Raw genomic sequence first — 17080 nt, forward strand, 5'->3', positions numbered from 1 at the left:
CCGGCGGATTTCAGTCCGGCTTGATCTTCGCCCGCGCCACGACCGCCTTCCAGCGCTTCTGCTCCAGCTCGATGAAGCGGGCGAACTCGGCCGGCGTGCCGCCCACGCCCAGTGCCGCATCGGCGGCCAGCTTCTCCTGCGACGCCGGCTCGTGCATGGCGGCCGCGCTGGCCTTGGCCAGCCGATCGGCGGCGGCCTGCGGCAGGGTCGACGGCGCCAGCAGGCCGTACCACTGCGTCATCTCGAAGCCCGGGTAACCCTGTTCGGCGACGGTCGGCACGTCCGGCAGCTGCGGGATGCGCTGGCTCGTGCCGGTGGCCAGGCAACGCAGCTTGCCGGCCTTGATGAACTGCATGACCGCCGGTGCGCCGACCGAGGCCAGCTCAAGCCGGCCGGCCAGCAGGTCGGTCAGCTGCGGCCCGGTGCCGCGATAGGGCACGTGCAGCATGAAGGTCTCGCTGGCCATCTTCAGGTACTCCATCGCCAGATGCCCGGCACTGCCGTTGCCGGCCGAGCCGTAGTTCAGCTTGCCCGGGTTCTTCCTCGCGTACGCGATGAGTTCCTTCAGGCTGTTGAACGGCAGGTCCGGGCGGACCAGGTAGAGGCTGGGCACCTTGGCCAGCAGCGAGATCGGCCGGAAGTCCTTGTTCGGGTCGTAGGGCAGCTTGTCGAAGATGTACGGGTTGACCGCCAGCGTGCCGATGTGGCCGAGGATCAGCGTGTGCTGGTCATCGGCACGGGCGACCTCCTGCATCGCGACATTGCCGGCGCCACCGGGCTTGTTCTCGACATAGACCGACTGGCCGAGCTGACGGCCCAGTTCGACGGCGGTGGTGCGGGCCACGATCTCGCTGCTGCCGCCGGGCGCGAAGGGCACGACGAAACGGATCGGCTTGCTCGGCCAGGCCGACGCCGATGCGGTCTGCGCCAGCAGCCCCGGCGCGGTGCAGGCGGCCGAGGCGCCCAGGCCAAGCTGCAGCAGGCGGCGGCGGTCGAGGGTCGAATGGGTCATGTCGAGTCTCCAGGTCTTGTCGGTGCAGGAACAGGCCGCGATGGTGCCGGCCGCAACCTCTCAAATACCTTTCAACGTGGCCACCGGCCGACTTCACAATGCCGGCCATGCGCATCCTGCTGGCAGAAGACGAACACGGCCTGGGCGAGTGGCTCAGCAAGGCCCTGGCGCAGTCGGGCTTCCGGGTCGACTGGGTCGACGACGGCCGGCTGGCCGAACGGGCGCTCGAACAGGTCGACGACTTCGACGCGCTGGTGCTGGACCTGGGCCTGCCGGGCCGCAGCGGCCACCAGCTGCTGCGTGACCTGCGCGCCCGTGCCAGCGGCCTGCCGGTGCTGGTGCTGACGGCACGCGATTCGCTCGCCGAGCGGGTCGGCACGCTCAACGAGGGCGCCGACGACTTCCTGCCCAAGCCCTTCGCGCTGGCCGAGCTGGAGGCGCGCCTGACCGCGCTGATCCGGCGCTCGCGCGGCATCGAGCGCCCCCGGCTGGCCTGCGGTCCGCTGCAGTTCGACACCGTGCTGCGCCAGTTCACCTGCGGCGACGAGCTGATGCAGCTGCCGCCACGCGAACACGTGCTGCTGCGCGCGCTGATCGCCCGCAGCGGCGAGCCGATGTCGCGCCAGCAGCTGACCGAGCGTGTCTTCGCCGACGAGGAGGACATCCAGCCCGGCGCGCTGGACGTCGTCATGCACCGGCTGCGCAAGCGGCTCGACGGCAGCGGCGTGCACATCCAGACCTATCGAGGACTCGGCTATGCGCTGGAACCCCTGGCCCCGCCGAACGCTTAGCGGCCGATTGCTGGGCCTGGTCCTGCCGGGCATGGTGCTGGTGCTGGCGGTCAGCCTTTGGAACACCCGAAACGACGCGATCGCGGCGGCCAACGCGGCCTTCGACCGGTCGCTGCTGGGCGCCCTGAAGGGTCTCGACCTGAACGTGTCGACCGCCTCCGGCGGCCTGGCCGTCGAGCAGCCATACCGCCTGTTCGAGTTCTTCCAGCTGTCCTCAGGCGGCGACGTCCACTACCGCGTCGCCACCGATGACGGACTGGTCGAGATCGGCTCGCCCGACCTGCCGCTGCCCGACCGGCCGTTGCGCGACGGTGAACCGAGCTTCTACGACGCCGTCTACTTCGGCGAACCGGTGCGCGTCGGCGCCTTGCGACGGGACCTGTTGCCGCCGGTGGGCGATGCACGGCAGGTGCTGATCCAGGTCGCCGAAGGGACCGCCTCGCGTGAACGCTTCGCACGCGCCTTCGTGCAGCAGGCGTTGTGGCGCGACGCCTCGGTACTGGGCCTGCTGGCCCTGGCCGTGGCTGGCGTGACGGCCTGGGCGCTGCGACCGGTGCAGCGTCTGGCCGCCGCCACGCGGGCACGCGATGCCGAGGACCTGCGCCCGCTGCAGGCCGATGGCCTGCCCGAGGACCTGCTGCCGCTGGTCGAGGCGATCAACCAGCAGCTGGCGCGCACGCAGGCGCTGGTCGAGCAGCGGCGCCAGTTCCTCGACGACGCCTCGCACCAGCTGCGCACGCCGCTGACCACCTTGCGGGCGCAGCTGGACTACGCCCGGCGCGAGTCCGACGCGACGCGCCTGCACGAGGCGCTGACCGCCTTGTCGACCGAGCTGGACCTGGCCAGCCGCGCAACCAACCAGCTGCTGCAGCTCGCCCGGGCCGATGCGGGGCCGCTGCAGCGCCAGCCCTTCGACCTGGCAGAGCTGGCCCGCGAGGTCGCGCTGCAGCTGCTGCCGCAGGCGCGTGCGCTGGGCGTGGACTTCGGCGTCGACCTGCAACGCTCGCCCGATGACGCCACCGCGCTGCAGGCCGAAGGCGATCGGCTGCTGCTGCGTGAAGCCTGGTTCAACCTGGCCCACAACGCGCTGGTGCACGGCTGCGGCACGGCGGCTGGCGGGCGACGGGTCACCCTCGAGGCCGGACGCCTGGCCGACGGCTGGCGGCTGGGCGTGGTTGATGACGGTGCCGGACTCGATCCGGCGCTGGCCGACCGCATCGGCGAACGCTTCGCGAAAGGCCGCGGCAGCCGGGGGGCCGGGCTGGGGCTGGCGATGGCCCGATCGGTGATCGAGCGGCACGGCGGGCGGCTCGCGGTCGGCCCCGGCGACGATGGACGCGGCCTGCGCGCCGAACTGATCTGGGAGCCGGCATGACGACAAGACGACGCCTGGCACTGCGCCGGCTGCTGCTGCCGCTGGCCGCCGCGATGCCGGCGGTCCGGGCCCAGGGCCTGTCCGGACCCAGCACACCGCAGCCCACCGCCTGCATCGTGCCGGCCAAGCCGGGCGGCGGCTTCGACCTGACCTGCCAGTTCGCGCGACGGGCCTGGCAGGCGGTCGGCGACGAGTTGCCGCTGACGTATCAGCCGGGCGGGATCGGGGCCTGGGTCTACCGCTCGCTGATGCGCGACGGAATGCGCGACACCGGTGCGCACGAACCCGCCGGGCCCGCCGCGAAGGCGCTGGTCGCCTGGTCCAGCGGCACGCTGCTGAACCTGGCGCAGGGCCGCTTCGGGCGCTACGAGCCGGGCAGCCTGCACTGGGTCGCCAGCCTGGCGCTGGATCACGGCGTGGTCGCCGTGCACCGCGATTCGCCGTGGCGGCACCTGGGTGAGCTGCTGCAGGCATTGAAGGCCAGCCCGGCCTCGATCGGCTTCGCGGCCGGCGGCACGATCGGCAGCCAGGACTGGATGAAGGCCGCCCTGCTGGCACGCGCCGCAGGGGTCAGCCACAAGGCCATCCGGGTGGTGGCCTTCGAGGGCGGCGGCGATGCCGTGCAGGCGCTGCGCGGCCGCCATGTGCAGGTGCTGTGTGGCGATGCGGCTGAGCTGACGCAGCAGTTGCGCGACGGCGCGCCGCTGCGGGTCCTGGCCGTGCTTGCACGGCAGCGCCTGGGCGGCGCCCTGGCGTCCGTGCCGACGGCGCGCGAACAGGGTGTCGAGCTGGACTGGCCAATCCTGCGCGGGGTCTATGCCGGACCGGCAACACCGGTCGCGACGGCCACTGCCTGGGGCCAGCGGCTGCTGGCGGGTGCGATGCGCGAGGACGCGGTCATCGCACTGCGCCAGCTGGGCCTGGACCCGCAGCCGCTGGCGGGTGCGGCGCTGGCCACGCGGGTCGAGGACGAGATCGTGCGGTGGCGCCAGCTGGCGCGCGAATTCGGCCTCGTGGCGACGACGCCCTGAGGCGACTCAGGCCGCCGGTGCGGCCACGCGCAGGTCGTCGGCCGTCTTGCCCGCCGCAATCGCGGCCAGGAACCAGTTCGGGCGCTTGCCCACGCCGGTCCAGGTGTGGCCCTGGTCGTCGGCGTACTTGATGACGGACGGGCGCGCGGCCTTGGCCGGCTTGGCGGCCTTGGCGGCCTTTGCGGCCTTCTCCGGCTTGGCCGCCTGGACCGGCGCGGCCTTCTTCGTCGACGTCTTGCGAACGGCCTTGTCGGCCGCCTTGCGGACCGGGACGCGTCGGGCGGCGTTGCCGTCCAGACCGAGGTCGGCGGCGGTCAGGCCGTAGTGCGCGATGGCTTCCTGGATGCGCCCGATGACGTCGGCGACCTCACGCGCCCGGATGGCCTCGGCCTCCTTCTGCAGCTTGTCGATCTGGGCCTGGATCTGGGAGAGCGTCTTCTTGGTCATCGGCGAGTTCTCTGCTGAAGCGATGGAAGTGGACGGTGGCGGCATCGTCCGTTCTGCACGAGGTTCGGGAAGCCGATCACCAGGAGTCCGAAGCATACGGCCAGACCATCGCCGCACCGCTACGGGTTCACCGTGACGTCGCCTGCAGCAGACGGGTCGCCGCCTGCACGAAGGCCGGGTCGGCACTGCCCAGCCGGTTCGAGCGCGCGGCGATGCGGCCGTCGGCATCGAGCAGCAGCAGCACCGTGCTGTGGTTGAACTCGCCATCGGGCAAGGCACGGTACTGGATGCCCAGCGCGGCGGCCAGCCGGCGCACGCTGCGCGCATCGGTGCGGGCCAGCGTCCAGACGGCAGGGTCGAGCCGGCGCTGCTCGGCCGTGCGCTGCAACGCGGCCACGCTGTCACGTGCCGGATCGAAGCTGACGATGGTGACCGGCAGGCGCGCGCGATCCTCGGGCGAGAGCTTCGCGCGGGTGTCGGCCAGCGCCTCGATCAGCATCGGGCAGACGTACTGGCACGAGGTGTAGAACATGCTGACCAGCATCGGCTGGCCGCGCTGGTGGCCCCACGGCTGCGAGCGGCCGTCCTGGCCGGTCAGCACGAGGTCGAGCTGATAGACCGAATCGCCGGGAAGGTCGATGGCCACGGGGTTCGCGGCCGATGCGGCGTGGGCGGACAGCAGCGGCATGAACAGGGCCAGCAGCAGGGCCAGGCGCCGGGCGAACGTCGAGATCGGGATAGTCATGGTGTGCTCCGGAGATTCGGGTTCAGGGCAACGTCACCGGGCGCACGCAGCGAAAGCCGAGGCTGCCGGTGCTGTCCGATGCCTTCAGCGACGACAGCAGCGCGATGCGCATCAGCACGGCGTAGTTCTGGCGGTCCTGCAGGTTGATCGCGCCGGCACCGCAGAACTTGAGCTTGTCGGGGTCGTCACCGGAGCGGCTGTCGGCGTCGACCAGCAGCGCGTTGAAGTCGTCGACCCATTCCCAGACCAGGCCGTGCAGGTCGCGGACCCCGTAGACATCGGCCTCGCCGCCCACGACCGGCAAGGCGGCGGTCGCCGGCCGTGCGTACCAGCCGAGGATGCGGGCCAGCCAGGCCGGGTCGTCGCGGGCATCGCGCCGGGTCGCGTCGGACGCGGCGGCGTACTCCCATTCGGCCCAGGTCGGCAGGCGGCCGCCTTCGCTCTCGTGCTCGCAATAGGCCTGGGCCGCGAACCAGCTGACCTGCGTGACCGGGCGCCGCGCATCGAGCGTGTCATCGGCCGGTGCCGGCTGCAGTGCCGAACGCCAGCCCTGCAGATAGCCGGCATCGGCGTAGGTGCGGGCGATGCGGCCGCGCTGCCACTGCGGGTGGTCCTGCACGAAGCGGCTGAACTCGCCGCGCGTGACCGGCGTGACGCGCATCGCATAGGCCGGCATCGGCTGCGGCGTGCGGTCCGCGTCGGTGGCCAGCACGCTGGCGAGCGTGCCGGCCGGGACGGTCACGTAGGCGGCATCCTCCTCACCGCCCGCCCGTGCCGCGCCGGCCGCCGCAGCCAGCAGCGGGGCGAGCAGCGGGGCGAGCAGCGGGGCGAGAAGCGGGGCGAGCCACCTGCCGGTGCGGTTCATCGTCAATGTCCCGACGTGGTGGCCGCGACCGGCTTGCTGGCGCGGACCTTCCTGACGTCGTCGACGCTGATGCGCCCGCCGCCATTGCCGAAGCTGTTCATCACGTAGCTGAGGATGTTGGCGACCTCGTCGTCGTTGAGCTGGTTCATCGGCGGCATGACCGAGTTGTATTCGCTGCCGTTGACCGTCACCTTGCCCGACAGGCCATGCAGCACGACCGAGATGGCACGCTGCGGATCGGCCGCGAGGTAGTCGCTCTTCGTCAGCGGCGGGAACACGCCGGGCAGGCCGTTGCCGTTGGCCTGGTGGCAGACCGAGCAGGTGCCGGCGAACAGCGCCTGGCCGGCCTTGATCTGGTCCTCGATCGTCAGCTTGCCGCTGGCGGCGGCCTGCGTGGCCGTCGTCACCGCGTTCAGGTTGGGCTGCGAGCGGTCACCGAGGTAGACCGAGTCCAGTTCCTTGCCCGAGTAGATGCTCTTGTCCTCCGGCCCGTTGACCTTGAGGATCGCCAGCGCGCCCTTGTTGAAGGCCCGGAAGATCGAGTGGTCGACCAGCACGTAGCTGCCCGGCACCTTGGTCTTGAACTCGACCACCGCCGCACCGCCGGCCGGGATCAGCGTGGTCTGCACGTTGCGCTGGACGTTGCTGCCGCCCTCGTAGCGCACCTTGTCGAAGATCGCGCCGATGACGTGGAAGCTCGACACCAGGTTCGGCCCGCCATTGCCGACGAACAGGCGCACCGTCTCGCCGGTCTTGGCGGTGATGGCCTTGTCGCCCGTCAGCGCGCCCTCGGCGCCGTTGAACAGCACATAGGTCGGCTGCTCGGCGATGGCCTTCTCCATGTCGAAGGGCTGCTGGCCCTTCTCGCGGTACTTGCCGGTCGTGTAGAAGTCGCCCTGCATCACGTAGTACTCATGGTCGACCTTGGGCATGCCCTCGGGCGGCTCGACCAGGATCAGGCCGTACATGCCGTTGGCCACGTGCATCCCGACCGGCGCGGTGGCGCAGTGGTAGACGTAGATGCCCTCGTTGAGCGCCTTGAAGGAGAACTGCGATTCATGGCCCGGGGCCGTGAAGCTCGACGCCGCACCGCCGCCCGGGCCGGTCACGCCGTGCAGGTCGATGTTGTGCGGCATCTTGCTGCCGGGATGGTTCTTCAGGTGGAACTCGACCGTGTCGCCCTGGCGCACGCGGATGAAGCTGCCGGGCACCGTGCCGCCGAAGGTCCAGAAGGTGTAGGACACGCCTTCGGAGATCTGCATCTCCTTCTCGACCACCTCCAGCTCGACGATCACCTTGGCCGGCGTCTTGCGCGTGATCGGCGGCGGCACGAACGGCGGGCTGGTCAGCACCGCACGGATCGGCGCGCCCTGCGGCGGGCCGAAGTCGCCGGTCGACTTCTGGACCGGCGCGGCGGCCAGCGCCTCGATCGGCGCGGCGGCCAAGCCCAACATCAGGCCGGCGGCGGTGACGGCGCTGGCAAGGATCTGGTTGATTCTGCGGACCACGTTTGACTCCTGTGAGGTGGGTCGACAACACCTATAAGGTGCATTTCATGTGCAGCATTATTGGAAGCGCATCACCACGCCGACTTGAGACAGGTCAAACGCGCAGCCGTCGAACAGGACGCCCTTCGCGGCCGTTCTCGGCCGATCGAGCGGCCCCGCATCGCCAGGCCAGCGCAGAGCCGATCAACACGAGCAGGAACAGCAGCAGCGCGGCCGCATTGAGGGCCGCGCCCCAGCGCCGCAGCGGCAGGTCGGCGATGCCGCCGAACAGCCTCAGCGCGAGCGAGGCGTGCAGCGCCAGCAGCGGCAGTTAGAACCACCATCCAACCTGCAGCTTCACCCGCGCGACCGCCGGCAGGATCACCGGTGCATGCCCCATCACCATGCTGACGATGAAGCCCAGGCCCAGCGCGTGCAGCGCCAGGTCACGCCCGGGGCAACCCAGCGCCAGGCCCATCCAGCCCAGTCCGGCCAGCGCCAGCCAGGCGTAGCCGGCCAGCAGGCTGACGGCCATGTAGCGCGCCAGCCCGTGCGCGAACAGCGTGCGGCGGGCGATGTCGAAGGTGAACAGCCAGAGCGCCAGCGCGATCAGGCCCAGGCCGTAGAGCACCCCGCCCAGCGGCCCGGCCGGCTCGATGGCCGCCGCTGCAGCGCCCATCGCCAGCACGGCCACGATTGCCAGCAGCACCGGCTGCGCGAGGTCGTGCCGGCGCGTGAGGCGGGTCATCTCCAGCCGTTCGGCGGCGATGGTCAGCACCGGCAGCAGGAACCACCACGGCAGCGCCGCCGCGACGTCGAGCCCGGGCACGGCCGCACGCGGATCGACAAGACGGACGACGAGAAGGCCGATCAACACGAGCGAACTGCCCGCCAGCCACGCCAGCGTCGCCGCCAGCAGCAGCCAGGTGTGACCGGCCCGCTGGCGTCGCAGCACGACGACCTGCACGGCCACCGCGACCGCCGCCGCCCCGACGCCCAGCAGGGCCGCCGGCAGCGGCCAGCCGGCCAGCAGCGCGGCACTTCCCAGCCCGGCACCCAGCGGCGCGGCCCAGGCCCAGCGGCGTCGCACGGCGACGGCCCGTTCGATCGAGATGACCATGCCCAGCCAGCCCGGCAGCATCAGCTGCGCATGGGCGGCGGCGGCCGGGCCGATCAGGTGCGGGTCCTGCAGCCAAGGCCAGCCCAGGCCGGCCCGCAGCAGACCGCCCAGGACAGCGCACAGCAGCGACCCGGCGACCAGCGCCAACATGACCAGCGTCACGACACGGGCAAGGGTGACAGGCCCGCGCGGCGGTCGCGTCGGCAGGTCCGGAGCAGGCGTGGTCATCGCTCAGCCCATGAAGCGGCGCGCCGAGGCGCTCATGCGCTCGGGCGTCCAGGCGGGTTCCCGGACCTGCTCGACCTGGATGCGCCAGGCCTCGGGCAGCACCCGGTCCAGCGCCGACTCGACCTCATCGAGGATCACGTCGGCGACCGGGCAGGCGGCCGAGGTCATCGTGATCGACAGCCGCAGTCGCGGGCGGCCTGCGCCCGTGGTGGCATCGGTCTCCTCGTCGATGACGACACCGCACACCAGCCCCAGGTCGACGATCGACAGGGCCAGTTCCGGGTCGACCACGCGGCGCAGCGCGCGGACGACGGCGTCCTGCAGGTCGGTCGGACCTTGCCAGGGAAAGACGGGATCGCTCATGGCGGGCAGGCTCCAGCCCGCCGCACGGGCGCGGGGGCGTGTCAGGTTCGGGTCGGGCGCCGTGACCGGGTCGCCACCTCGGGCTGGGCGACCGGCACCAGCTGCAGCAGCGGCGCCAGCAGCTCGCGGTTGCGGACCAGGTCTTCCAGCGTGTAGCGGTCGAGCACCGCGTAGAACGCGTCGACCGCCTCGCGCAGCACGCCGCGCAGGCGGCAGGCGCGCAGGATGCAGCAGTCCTGCGTGTCGACGCCGAAGCATTCGGCCGGCAGGGCCTCGCCTTCGGTGGCCCGCACCACGCGGCCGATGACCACGTGGCGCGTCTCCATCGCCAGTTCCATCCCACCGCCCTTGCCGCGCACGTTGGCCAGCCAGCCCTGCACCCCGAGGAAATGCACCACCTTGGTCAGGTGATGTTCGGAGATGCCGAAGGTCGAGGCGACCTCCGCGATCGTCGCCCGACGTCCCGGGTCGGTGCCCAGGAAGATGAGCACACGCAGGCTGTAGTCGGTGAAGGCGGTGAGTTTCATGGTCCTAGCGTTGCACCACCGGCGTCGCTGCCCGGCCGGTCTCGGGCTGGCCTGTCGGCCGTCTCAGGAGCCTGAAGGCATAGGCCGCCAGCAGCACGGCACCGATGGCGAACACGATGTCGCCCGGCACACGCAGCCACACCAGCGCCTCCATCACCTTCGAATGCACGATCGCGGGCGAGCGTGCGAACCACATGCCTTCGCTGACGCTGGCCCAGGCCTGGTAGATGCCGGCGGGCAGCAGCGACAGGAAGACCATCATCGCCAGGCCGATGTTCAGGCCCCAGAAGGCGGGCTTGAGCAGGCCGTCGGCGTGCAGGTGGCGAGCGTACAGGCCGCGCAGGCAGAACAGCATCAGGCCGATGCCCAGCATGCCGTAGACGCCGAACAGCGCGGCATGGCCGTGGGCGGGCGTCATGTTCAGGCCCTGGACGTAGTACAGCGAGGCCGGCGGGTTGATCGCGAAGCCGAGCACGCCGGCGCCGACGGTGTTCCAGAAGCCCACGGCGACGAAACACAGGATCGGCCAGCGATAGGCCGCCAGCCACGCCGCGCCCTGGCTGCGGCGCAGCGTCTGCAGGGCTTCCAGGCCGATCATGGCCAGCGGCACCACCTCGAGTGCCGAGAACACCGCCCCCACCGCGATCACCGAGGTCGGCGTGCCGGTGAAGTACAGGTGGTGCAGCGTGCCCAGGATGCCGCCGAACAGGAAGACGATGGTCTCGGCGACGATGGCGCGGTTGGCGCTGGCCGCGCGCACCAGCCCGAGGCGGGTGAAGATCAGCGCGACGACGGCGGTGGCGAAGACCTCGAAGAAGCCTTCGACCCACAGGTGGACCAGCCACCAGCGCCAGTACTCGATCATCGAGTAGTGGGTGTGCTGGCCCCACATCAGGCTGCTGGCGTAGAAGCCGCCGATGCAGGTGGCCGACAGGAAGACCATCGCGATCAGGCCGCGGGTCTCCGACGGCGTGGTCAGCGCCGGCCACAGCGCACGGCCCAGCAGCGTCAGCCAGAACAGCAGGCCGACGAACAGCAGCAGCTGCCAGAGGCGGCCCATGCTGGTGTATTCGAGGCCCTGGTTGCCGATCCAGAAGGCGAAGTCGACGCCCCGGTGCTGCAGCGTGCCGAGCCAGCCGGTCGCGGTCGAGCCGACGACGATGGCAATCAGGGCCCAGAACAGCAGGTCCACGCCGAGCTTCTGGAACTTCGGCTCGCGCCCCGACAGCAGCGGCGCGATGTACAGGCCGGTGGCCAGCCAGGCGGTGGCGATCCAGAACACGCCCACCTGCGTGTGGACCGTGCGGCTGACGACATAGGGCAGGACCTGCGCCAGCGGGATGCCGAAGAAGGCCTCGCCCTCGACGGCGTAGTGGGCGGTGATGGCGCCCATGCCGACCTGCAGCAGGATCAGGCCGATGACGGCGTAGAAGTACTTGCGGGTGGCCAGCATCGACGGCGTCGCGACGACACCCAGGAACGGGTCGGCCTTCGGCAGTTCGGGATCGGCCTCGTGGCGGGCGCTGCCGTGGAACCACAGCATCGCGCCGATGCCGGCGACCAGCAGCACGATGCTGACCATCGACCACATCGCCGCCGTGCCCGACAGCGTGTTGCCCACCAGCGGCTCATGCGGCCAGTTGCTGGTGTACGAGAGACCGCTCTCGCCCGGCCGGTCGGTGCTGGCCGCCCAGGCGGTCCAGAAGAAGAAGGCGCCCAGCGCATGCCGATCGGCCGCCTCGGGCAAGGTGTCGCCCGGCATCGCGTACTGCTCGCGCAATGCGGCCAGCGCCGGCGCGTCGCCGAACAGGGCCTCGAAGTGGGCGGCGGTCTGCTCGATCGCGCGGGCCCGCTCGGCGCTGACGGTCAGCGTGCCGCGCGCGGCGTCGTAGGTGTTGCGGCGCATCTCCTCGCGCAGCGTGGCGGCGATGGCGGCGCGCTCGGCCGTCGTCGGTTCGCCCAGCGTGGTCGTCTGCTGCTGCGTGCGGATCGCCTGCAGCGCCAGCGCCTCGCGGTGCAGCCAGTCGGCCGACCAGTCGGGCGCGACATAGCTGCCGTGGCCCCAGACCGTGCCGAGCTGCTGGCCGCCGGCCGACAGCCAGGCCTGCTGGCCCGCCTGGATCTGCTCGCCGGTGTAGAGGGTGCGGCCGTCGGCGGTGACGACGGCGTTGGGGATCGGGGGTGCGCTGAGGTAGATCTGGTAGCCGATGAAGCCGAGGGCTCCGAACGACAGCACGAAGATCAGCGCCAGCCAGCGCCAGAGCCGGTGGTTGCGGTTCATGGTGAATTCCATCCTGGTGTCGATGTGGGGGGTTGCCGGCGTCATCACCAGGCTTGCGTTGCCGCGTCGTGCCGCAGCTCGCCTTTAAGCTGCATCCGACATGCACCTATGTTGCGAGACCGCCCCGCGCGTCGGCTTGATGCAGCGCAAGGGCGGGCGGCAACGGCCCCTTCAGTTCGACCTTCAGATCGACCTTCAGCGCGGCACGAAGAACGTCGACGGCTCGCGCAAGATCACCTCGGCCACCTCGGCCACCCCACCCCCGGCCCGCGTCGACGCCAGCTGCGTCAGCTCGAACTGCAGCGGCACGGTGCGGCCCTGCAGCGCCTGCACCGACTCGGCCGGCACGTGGACGGCCACCACCAGCGAGCCGATGCCGGCCGGCGCCACGCGCAGCTCGCGGCTGTCGACCACGAGGCCCGGCAGGCCGCTGACGGCCAGCCGGTAGACCTGCTCGCGCTCGCCGCGGTTCATCACCTGCAGGCGGTAGACGTTCTCGACCTGGCCGTCGTCGACCACCCGGGCCAGCGTGCCGCGGTCCTTGATGACATCGAACTGGAAGGGCTGACGCCGCGCGACGCTGATGCCGAAGGCCGTCACCGCGACCGCCAGCAGCGTGGCGTAGACCAGCACGCGCGGTCGCAGCGCGCGGCGGAACATCTGCGCCCGGCTCCAGCCGCCGGCCACGCCGTTCTCGGTCGAGTAGCGGATCAGCCCGCGCGGGCTGCCCATCTTGTCCATCACGCCGTTGCAGACGTCGATGCAGGCGGCGCAGCCGATGCACTCGTTCTGCAGGCCGTTGCGGATGTCGATGCCGGTCGGGCAGACCTGCACGCACAGGGTGCAGTCGATGCAGTCGCCCTGCCCGAGCCCGGCCGCGCTGGCCTTGCGCGACCGCGAGCCGCGCGGCTCGCCGCGCCCCTGGTCATAGGCGATGACGAGCGAGTCGCGGTCGATCAGCGCGCTCTGGAAACGCGCGTACGGGCACATGTACTTGCAGATCTGCTCGCGCAGGTAGCCGGCGTTGCCGTAGGTGGCCAGGCCGTAGAAGGCGATCCAGAACAGGTTCCACGGCGACACCGTCGCGCTGGCCAGCGCCTGGGCCAGTTCGCGGATCGGCGTGAAGTAGCCGACGAAGGTGGCGCCCGTCAGCAGGCCGATCGCGAGCCAGGCGGCCTGCTTGCCGCCCTTGCGCAGCACCTTGCCGGCCGACCACGGGGCGGCATCGAGCCGCATCCGGGCGATGCGGTCGCCCTCGAAGCGGCGCTCGACCCACATGAAGATCTCGGTGTAGACCGTCTGCGGGCAGCTGTAGCCGCACCACAGCCGGCCGGCCACCGCCGTGAACAGGAACAGCGCGAGGGCCGACAGCACCAGCAGCGCGGCCAGGTAGATCAGGTCCTGCGGGTAGAGCACCAGCCCGAGGATGTAGAAGCGCTGCGCCTCCAGGTCGAACAGCAGCGCCTGTCGCCCGCCCCACTGCAGCCACGGCATGCCGTAGAAGAACAGCTGCGTCAGCCAGACGAACAGCCAGCGCCAGCCGGCGAACCAGCCGTGCACGGCACGCGGGTAGATGTCGGCATCCTTCTGGAACAGCGACACCCGGACGGGTTCGGCGGACGGAGGCGGTTTCATCGCGTTCGATAAGTTGCACGGGTCGTGCATCTTATCGAACGCTTCGGTTCACGGTCTCAGGTCGCGAGTCGACGACCGCCCTGGTAGCGGTGTTCGTAGCCGGCGCGCGGGCTCAGGCGCACGGCCTGGCCGATGCGCAGGTCCAGCTCGCCTTCGGCCCGCACGGTGAAGGTGCCGACCTCGCGCACGTCGGCGTAGACGATCGAGTCGGCGCCCAGGTGCTCGATGTGGCGGATCGTCGCCGGCCAGCGGCCCTCGTCGCCGGTCTGGATGTCGATGTGCTCAGGCCGCACGCCGTAGGTCTCGCAGCCCATCTCGCGGGCCAGCGCGCCGTCGAACAGGTTCATGCTGGGAGAGCCCAGGAAGCCGGCCACGAAGGGCGTGGCGGGCTGGCGGTAAAGGTCCATCGGCGAGCCGGCCTGCTCGATGTGGCCCTTGTTGAGCACGACGATCTGGTCGGCCATCGTCATCGCCTCGACCTGGTCGTGGGTGACGTAGATCATGGTCGCGCCGATCTGGCGGTGCAGGTCGGCCAGCTCGACGCGCATCTGCCCGCGCAACGAGGCATCGAGGTTGGACAACGGCTCGTCGAACAGGAAGACCGACGGGTTGCGCACGATCGCGCGGCCGATCGCCACGCGCTGGCGCTGGCCGCCCGACAGCGCCTTGGGCGTGCGCTCCAGCAGGTGGCCCAGCTGCAGCACGTCGGCGGCCTTGCGCACGGCGGCGTCGATCTCGGCCTTGGGCTTGCGGGCGATGGTCAGCGGGAAGCCGATGTTCTCGGCCACCGTCATGTGCGGGTACAGCGCATAGGACTGGAACACCATCGCGATGCCACGTTCGGCCGGTTCGAGCTGCGTCACGTCGCGCCCGCCGATCAGGATCTGGCCGCCGCTGACCGACTCCAGCCCCGCGACCATGCGCAGCAGCGTCGACTTGCCGCAGCCCGACGGGCCGACCAGCACGGTGAAGGAGCCCGCCGGGATCTCCAGGTCCAGCCCGGGGATCACGGTGGTGCCGGAGGTGTACGACTTGCGGATGCCGGAGAGGCGGACGTCATGCATGGAGAAGATCCTCGGGCTTGGGGGAACGGGTCAGGGCAGGCTCACGCGGTGAGCCTCAACCCTTGACACCCGTCGAGGCGATGGAGGCGATGAACGCACGCTGCAGGCTCAGGTAGAACAGCAGCACGGGCACGGTGATGACCGTGAGGTAGGCCATCATTTCGCCCCAGGCGATGTTGAGCTGGAAGAAGTACTGCAGGCCGACCATGATCGGGCGGTAGTCCTCCGACTGGGCCGACATGACCGGCCAGAGGTACTGGTTGTACATGGCCAGGAACTTCAGGATCGCGGCGGTCGCGAACACCGGTCCGGCCAGCGGCACGATCACGCGGCGGTAGATCTGGAAGTAGCTCGCGCCGTCGACCCGGGCGGCCTCGACCAGGTCACGCGGCAGGTCGCGGAAGTACTGGACGAACAGGTAGATCGTCAGCGCATCCGAGATGAACGGGATGATCTGCACGTGGTACGAGTTCAGCCAGCCGATGGTCAGGCCCTCGGCGCCGATCCACGGCAGGTTGTTGACCACCAGCAGCAGCGGGATCGCGATCGACTCGAACGGCACGATGAAGGTCGCCAGCACGACCGCCATCAGCACGTTGCGGCCCGGGAATTCGAGGAACACGAAGGCGAACGCCGCCAGCGAGCAGACCGCCAGCGACAGCACCATCGTGATGCCGGTGACCATCACCGAGTTCAGGATGAAGTGGCCGATCGGCACCCGCTCGAAGGCCGCGCGGTAGTTGTCCAGCGAGATGTCGCCGACCGGCAGGAAGGCCCGCAGCGACGTGGCGTCGCGCAGCAGCTGCAGGTCCGGCTTCAGCGACGAGACGATCATGAAGACGATCGGGAAGATGAAGACCAGCGCGATCCAGCTCAGCAGCACGTAGTTCAGCGCGCGCCGGGCCACGTGGGGCAGCAGGGGGTGGCTCATGTCGTGAGACTCCTTCGATGGCGACGGTGGCCGCTCGATGATTCGACGCCGGGGCTCAATGGCCCTGCGCGGTCTTCTTCTCGCGCGTCAGCCAGCGCTGGCCGAGCGAGATCGCCAGCACGAACAGGAACAGGAAGACGCTGATGGCCGAGCCGCCGGCGATGTCCTGCTTGCCGTAGCCGCGCTGCACCGCCTGGAAGACCAGCGACTGGGTCGAGTCCAGCGGCCCGCCACGCGTCATCACGTCGATCTGCGGATAGAGCGTGAAGGCCTGCATCGTGATGACGACCATGACGAGGATCGCCGTGTTGCGCAGCCCCGGCCAGGTCACGTAGCGGAAGACCTGCCACTTCGACGCGCCTTCGAGCGCGGCGGCCTCGTACAGCGACACGGGGATCGTCTGCAGGCCCGACAGCCACACGATCATGTGGAAGCCCACGCCCTGCCAGACCGACATGGCCATGATGGCCCACAGCGCCGTGCCGGGCTGGCCCAGCCAGTCGACCGGCTGGAAGGCACCGAAGGTCAATTGCTGCAGCAGCGAGTTCAGCAGGCCGCTGTCGCCCGAATAGATGAAGCGCCACAGGAAGGCGACCACCACCATCGAGATCACCACCGGCATGAAGTAGATGGTGCGGAAGACGTTGATGCCGCGCAGCGGCTGGTTGATCAGCATCGCCAGCAGCAGCGCCAGGAAGGCCTGCACCGGCGCCACCACGACGACGAACAGGACCGTGTTGACCAGCGCCTTCATGAAGATGACGTCGCTGGCGAGCACGTAGAGCCGGCTATCGCCGGTCCAGTCCAGATGGAACCACTCGCGCTTGCGGTCCAGATGCGGGTAGTCCGGGTTGCCGCGCGTGTAGTCGCGCAGGCTCGGATAGGTCGGGCTGCCGTCGGCTTCACGCGCGACGGCGCCCTGTGCGTCCTTCTCGGGCGCCAGCACGAGCACGCCCAGCCCCAGCATCTGGCGGTAGTTCTCCAGCCCGACGAACTGCGTCGGGTTGGGCGACACCAGCCGCTGGTTGGTGAACGACATCGCGAAGGCGAGCACGAAGGGCACGATCAGGAACAGCCCCATCAGCAGCATCGCGGGCGAGACCATCAGCAGGCCCGATCGACGCGCGCGGGCGGCGCCGGGGGCACTCGTCGTCGTGGGGATCGGGGTCTGCGTCATG

The 17080-nt window shown here is 70.3% G+C and carries 16 protein-coding genes; 3 read left to right on the top strand and 13 right to left on the bottom strand.

Translation table 11 applies throughout. The features are described from left to right. Positions 1-10 precede the first annotated feature (10 nt). Positions 11-1012 (bottom strand): Bug family tripartite tricarboxylate transporter substrate binding protein, encoded by a 1002-nt coding sequence (locus ACWA7K_RS12555; RefSeq protein WP_456161746.1) that lies wholly within the window; start codon positions 1010-1012, stop codon positions 11-13. 107 nt (positions 1013-1119) lie between these two features. Here ACWA7K_RS12555 and ACWA7K_RS12560 point away from each other — a divergent pair, with 107 nt between their 5' ends. Genes ACWA7K_RS12560 through ACWA7K_RS12570 form a run of 3 tightly spaced genes read left to right on the top strand, consistent with a single transcriptional unit; the run spans position 1120 to position 4209 of the window. Beyond that, a complete protein-coding gene (locus tag ACWA7K_RS12560) occupies positions 1120-1803 on the top strand; it encodes a response regulator (protein WP_456161747.1) in 684 nt (227 codons plus the stop codon). Positions 1804-1810: 7 nt separating this feature from the next. Next, complete coding sequence (locus ACWA7K_RS12565; protein WP_456210131.1) at positions 1811-3178, top strand: sensor histidine kinase; 1368 nt, start codon at positions 1811-1813, stop codon at positions 3176-3178. Beyond that, complete coding sequence (locus ACWA7K_RS12570) at positions 3175-4209, top strand: Bug family tripartite tricarboxylate transporter substrate binding protein (protein ID WP_456161749.1); 1035 nt, start codon at positions 3175-3177, stop codon at positions 4207-4209. Before ACWA7K_RS12565 ends, ACWA7K_RS12570 begins: the two co-directional genes overlap by 4 nt. Positions 4210-4215: 6 nt before the next feature. On the opposite strand, the gene ACWA7K_RS12575 is transcribed toward ACWA7K_RS12570, so the two are convergent. From ACWA7K_RS12575 to ACWA7K_RS12630, 12 genes are all read right to left on the bottom strand, one after another. Then, positions 4216-4656, bottom strand: coding sequence for an H-NS histone family protein (locus ACWA7K_RS12575; protein WP_456161750.1), 441 nt, complete (start codon positions 4654-4656; stop codon positions 4216-4218). 127 nt (positions 4657-4783) lie between these two features. Then, positions 4784-5401, bottom strand: coding sequence for an SCO family protein (locus ACWA7K_RS12580; RefSeq protein WP_456161751.1), 618 nt, complete (start codon positions 5399-5401; stop codon positions 4784-4786). Between the two features lie 22 nt (positions 5402-5423). Beyond that, positions 5424-6266: a formylglycine-generating enzyme family protein gene (locus tag ACWA7K_RS12585; protein ID WP_456161752.1), complete on the bottom strand. Its 843-nt coding sequence runs from the start codon at positions 6264-6266 to the stop codon at positions 5424-5426. Positions 6267-6268: 2 nt separating this feature from the next. Further along, positions 6269-7720 carry a copper-containing nitrite reductase gene (gene nirK / locus ACWA7K_RS12590; RefSeq protein WP_456168798.1) on the bottom strand — a complete coding sequence of 484 codons (1452 nt, stop codon included), beginning with the start codon at positions 7718-7720 and terminating at the stop codon, positions 6269-6271. A 364-nt stretch (positions 7721-8084) separates the two neighbouring features. After that, positions 8085-9101, bottom strand: coding sequence for a hypothetical protein (locus tag ACWA7K_RS12595; RefSeq protein WP_456161753.1), 1017 nt, complete (start codon positions 9099-9101; stop codon positions 8085-8087). A 3-nt stretch (positions 9102-9104) separates the two neighbouring features. Further along, complete coding sequence (locus ACWA7K_RS12600) at positions 9105-9464, bottom strand: metal-sulfur cluster assembly factor (RefSeq protein WP_456161754.1); 360 nt, start codon at positions 9462-9464, stop codon at positions 9105-9107. 41 nt (positions 9465-9505) lie between these two features. Then, positions 9506-9991, bottom strand: a complete 486-nt coding sequence (locus ACWA7K_RS12605; RefSeq protein ID WP_456161755.1) for an Rrf2 family transcriptional regulator — start codon at positions 9989-9991, stop codon at positions 9506-9508. 4 nt (positions 9992-9995) lie between these two features. Next, positions 9996-12272, bottom strand: a complete 2277-nt coding sequence (locus ACWA7K_RS12610; RefSeq protein WP_456161756.1) for a nitric-oxide reductase large subunit — start codon at positions 12270-12272, stop codon at positions 9996-9998. 195 nt (positions 12273-12467) lie between these two features. After that, on the bottom strand, positions 12468-13907 hold the full coding sequence (gene ccoG, locus ACWA7K_RS12615) for a cytochrome c oxidase accessory protein CcoG (RefSeq protein ID WP_456161757.1): 1440 nt from the start codon (positions 13905-13907) through the stop codon (positions 12468-12470). Between the two features lie 56 nt (positions 13908-13963). Continuing rightward, the gene (locus ACWA7K_RS12620) at positions 13964-14971 is read right to left on the bottom strand and encodes an ABC transporter ATP-binding protein (protein ID WP_456161758.1); all 1008 of its coding nucleotides are present in this window, start codon (positions 14969-14971) and stop codon (positions 13964-13966) included. A gap of 55 nt (positions 14972-15026) precedes the next feature. After that, on the bottom strand, positions 15027-15902 hold the full coding sequence (locus ACWA7K_RS12625) for a carbohydrate ABC transporter permease (protein WP_456161759.1): 876 nt from the start codon (positions 15900-15902) through the stop codon (positions 15027-15029). Between the two features lie 55 nt (positions 15903-15957). Then, complete coding sequence (locus ACWA7K_RS12630; RefSeq protein ID WP_456161760.1) at positions 15958-17079, bottom strand: carbohydrate ABC transporter permease; 1122 nt, start codon at positions 17077-17079, stop codon at positions 15958-15960. Position 17080 lies beyond the last annotated feature (1 nt).

Source organism: Leptothrix mechoopdaensis (SeqCode) (assembly GCF_053893855.1).

Bases quoted from the DNA above. Each gene is read 5' to 3' on its own strand.
- ACWA7K_RS12555 (WP_456161746.1), bottom strand. From the start codon at position 1,012: ATGACCCATTCGACCCTCGACCGCCGCCGCCTGCTGCAGCTTGGCCTG.
- ACWA7K_RS12560 (WP_456161747.1), top strand. From the start codon at position 1,120: ATGCGCATCCTGCTGGCAGAAGACGAACACGGCCTGGGCGAGTGGCTC.
- ACWA7K_RS12570 (WP_456161749.1), top strand. From the start codon at position 3,175: ATGACGACAAGACGACGCCTGGCACTGCGCCGGCTGCTGCTGCCGCTG.
- ACWA7K_RS12575 (WP_456161750.1), bottom strand. From the start codon at position 4,656: ATGACCAAGAAGACGCTCTCCCAGATCCAGGCCCAGATCGACAAGCTG.
- ACWA7K_RS12580 (WP_456161751.1), bottom strand. From the start codon at position 5,401: ATGACTATCCCGATCTCGACGTTCGCCCGGCGCCTGGCCCTGCTGCTG.
- ACWA7K_RS12585 (WP_456161752.1), bottom strand. From the start codon at position 6,266: ATGAACCGCACCGGCAGGTGGCTCGCCCCGCTTCTCGCCCCGCTGCTC.
- nirK (WP_456168798.1), bottom strand. From the start codon at position 7,720: ATGTTGGGCTTGGCCGCCGCGCCGATCGAGGCGCTGGCCGCCGCGCCG.
- ACWA7K_RS12595 (WP_456161753.1), bottom strand. From the start codon at position 9,101: ATGACCACGCCTGCTCCGGACCTGCCGACGCGACCGCCGCGCGGGCCT.
- ACWA7K_RS12600 (WP_456161754.1), bottom strand. From the start codon at position 9,464: ATGAGCGATCCCGTCTTTCCCTGGCAAGGTCCGACCGACCTGCAGGAC.
- ACWA7K_RS12605 (WP_456161755.1), bottom strand. From the start codon at position 9,991: ATGAAACTCACCGCCTTCACCGACTACAGCCTGCGTGTGCTCATCTTC.
- ACWA7K_RS12610 (WP_456161756.1), bottom strand. From the start codon at position 12,272: ATGAACCGCAACCACCGGCTCTGGCGCTGGCTGGCGCTGATCTTCGTG.
- ccoG (WP_456161757.1), bottom strand. From the start codon at position 13,907: ATGAAACCGCCTCCGTCCGCCGAACCCGTCCGGGTGTCGCTGTTCCAG.
- ACWA7K_RS12620 (WP_456161758.1), bottom strand. From the start codon at position 14,971: ATGCATGACGTCCGCCTCTCCGGCATCCGCAAGTCGTACACCTCCGGC.
- ACWA7K_RS12625 (WP_456161759.1), bottom strand. From the start codon at position 15,902: ATGAGCCACCCCCTGCTGCCCCACGTGGCCCGGCGCGCGCTGAACTAC.
- ACWA7K_RS12630 (WP_456161760.1), bottom strand. From the start codon at position 17,079: ATGACGCAGACCCCGATCCCCACGACGACGAGTGCCCCCGGCGCCGCC.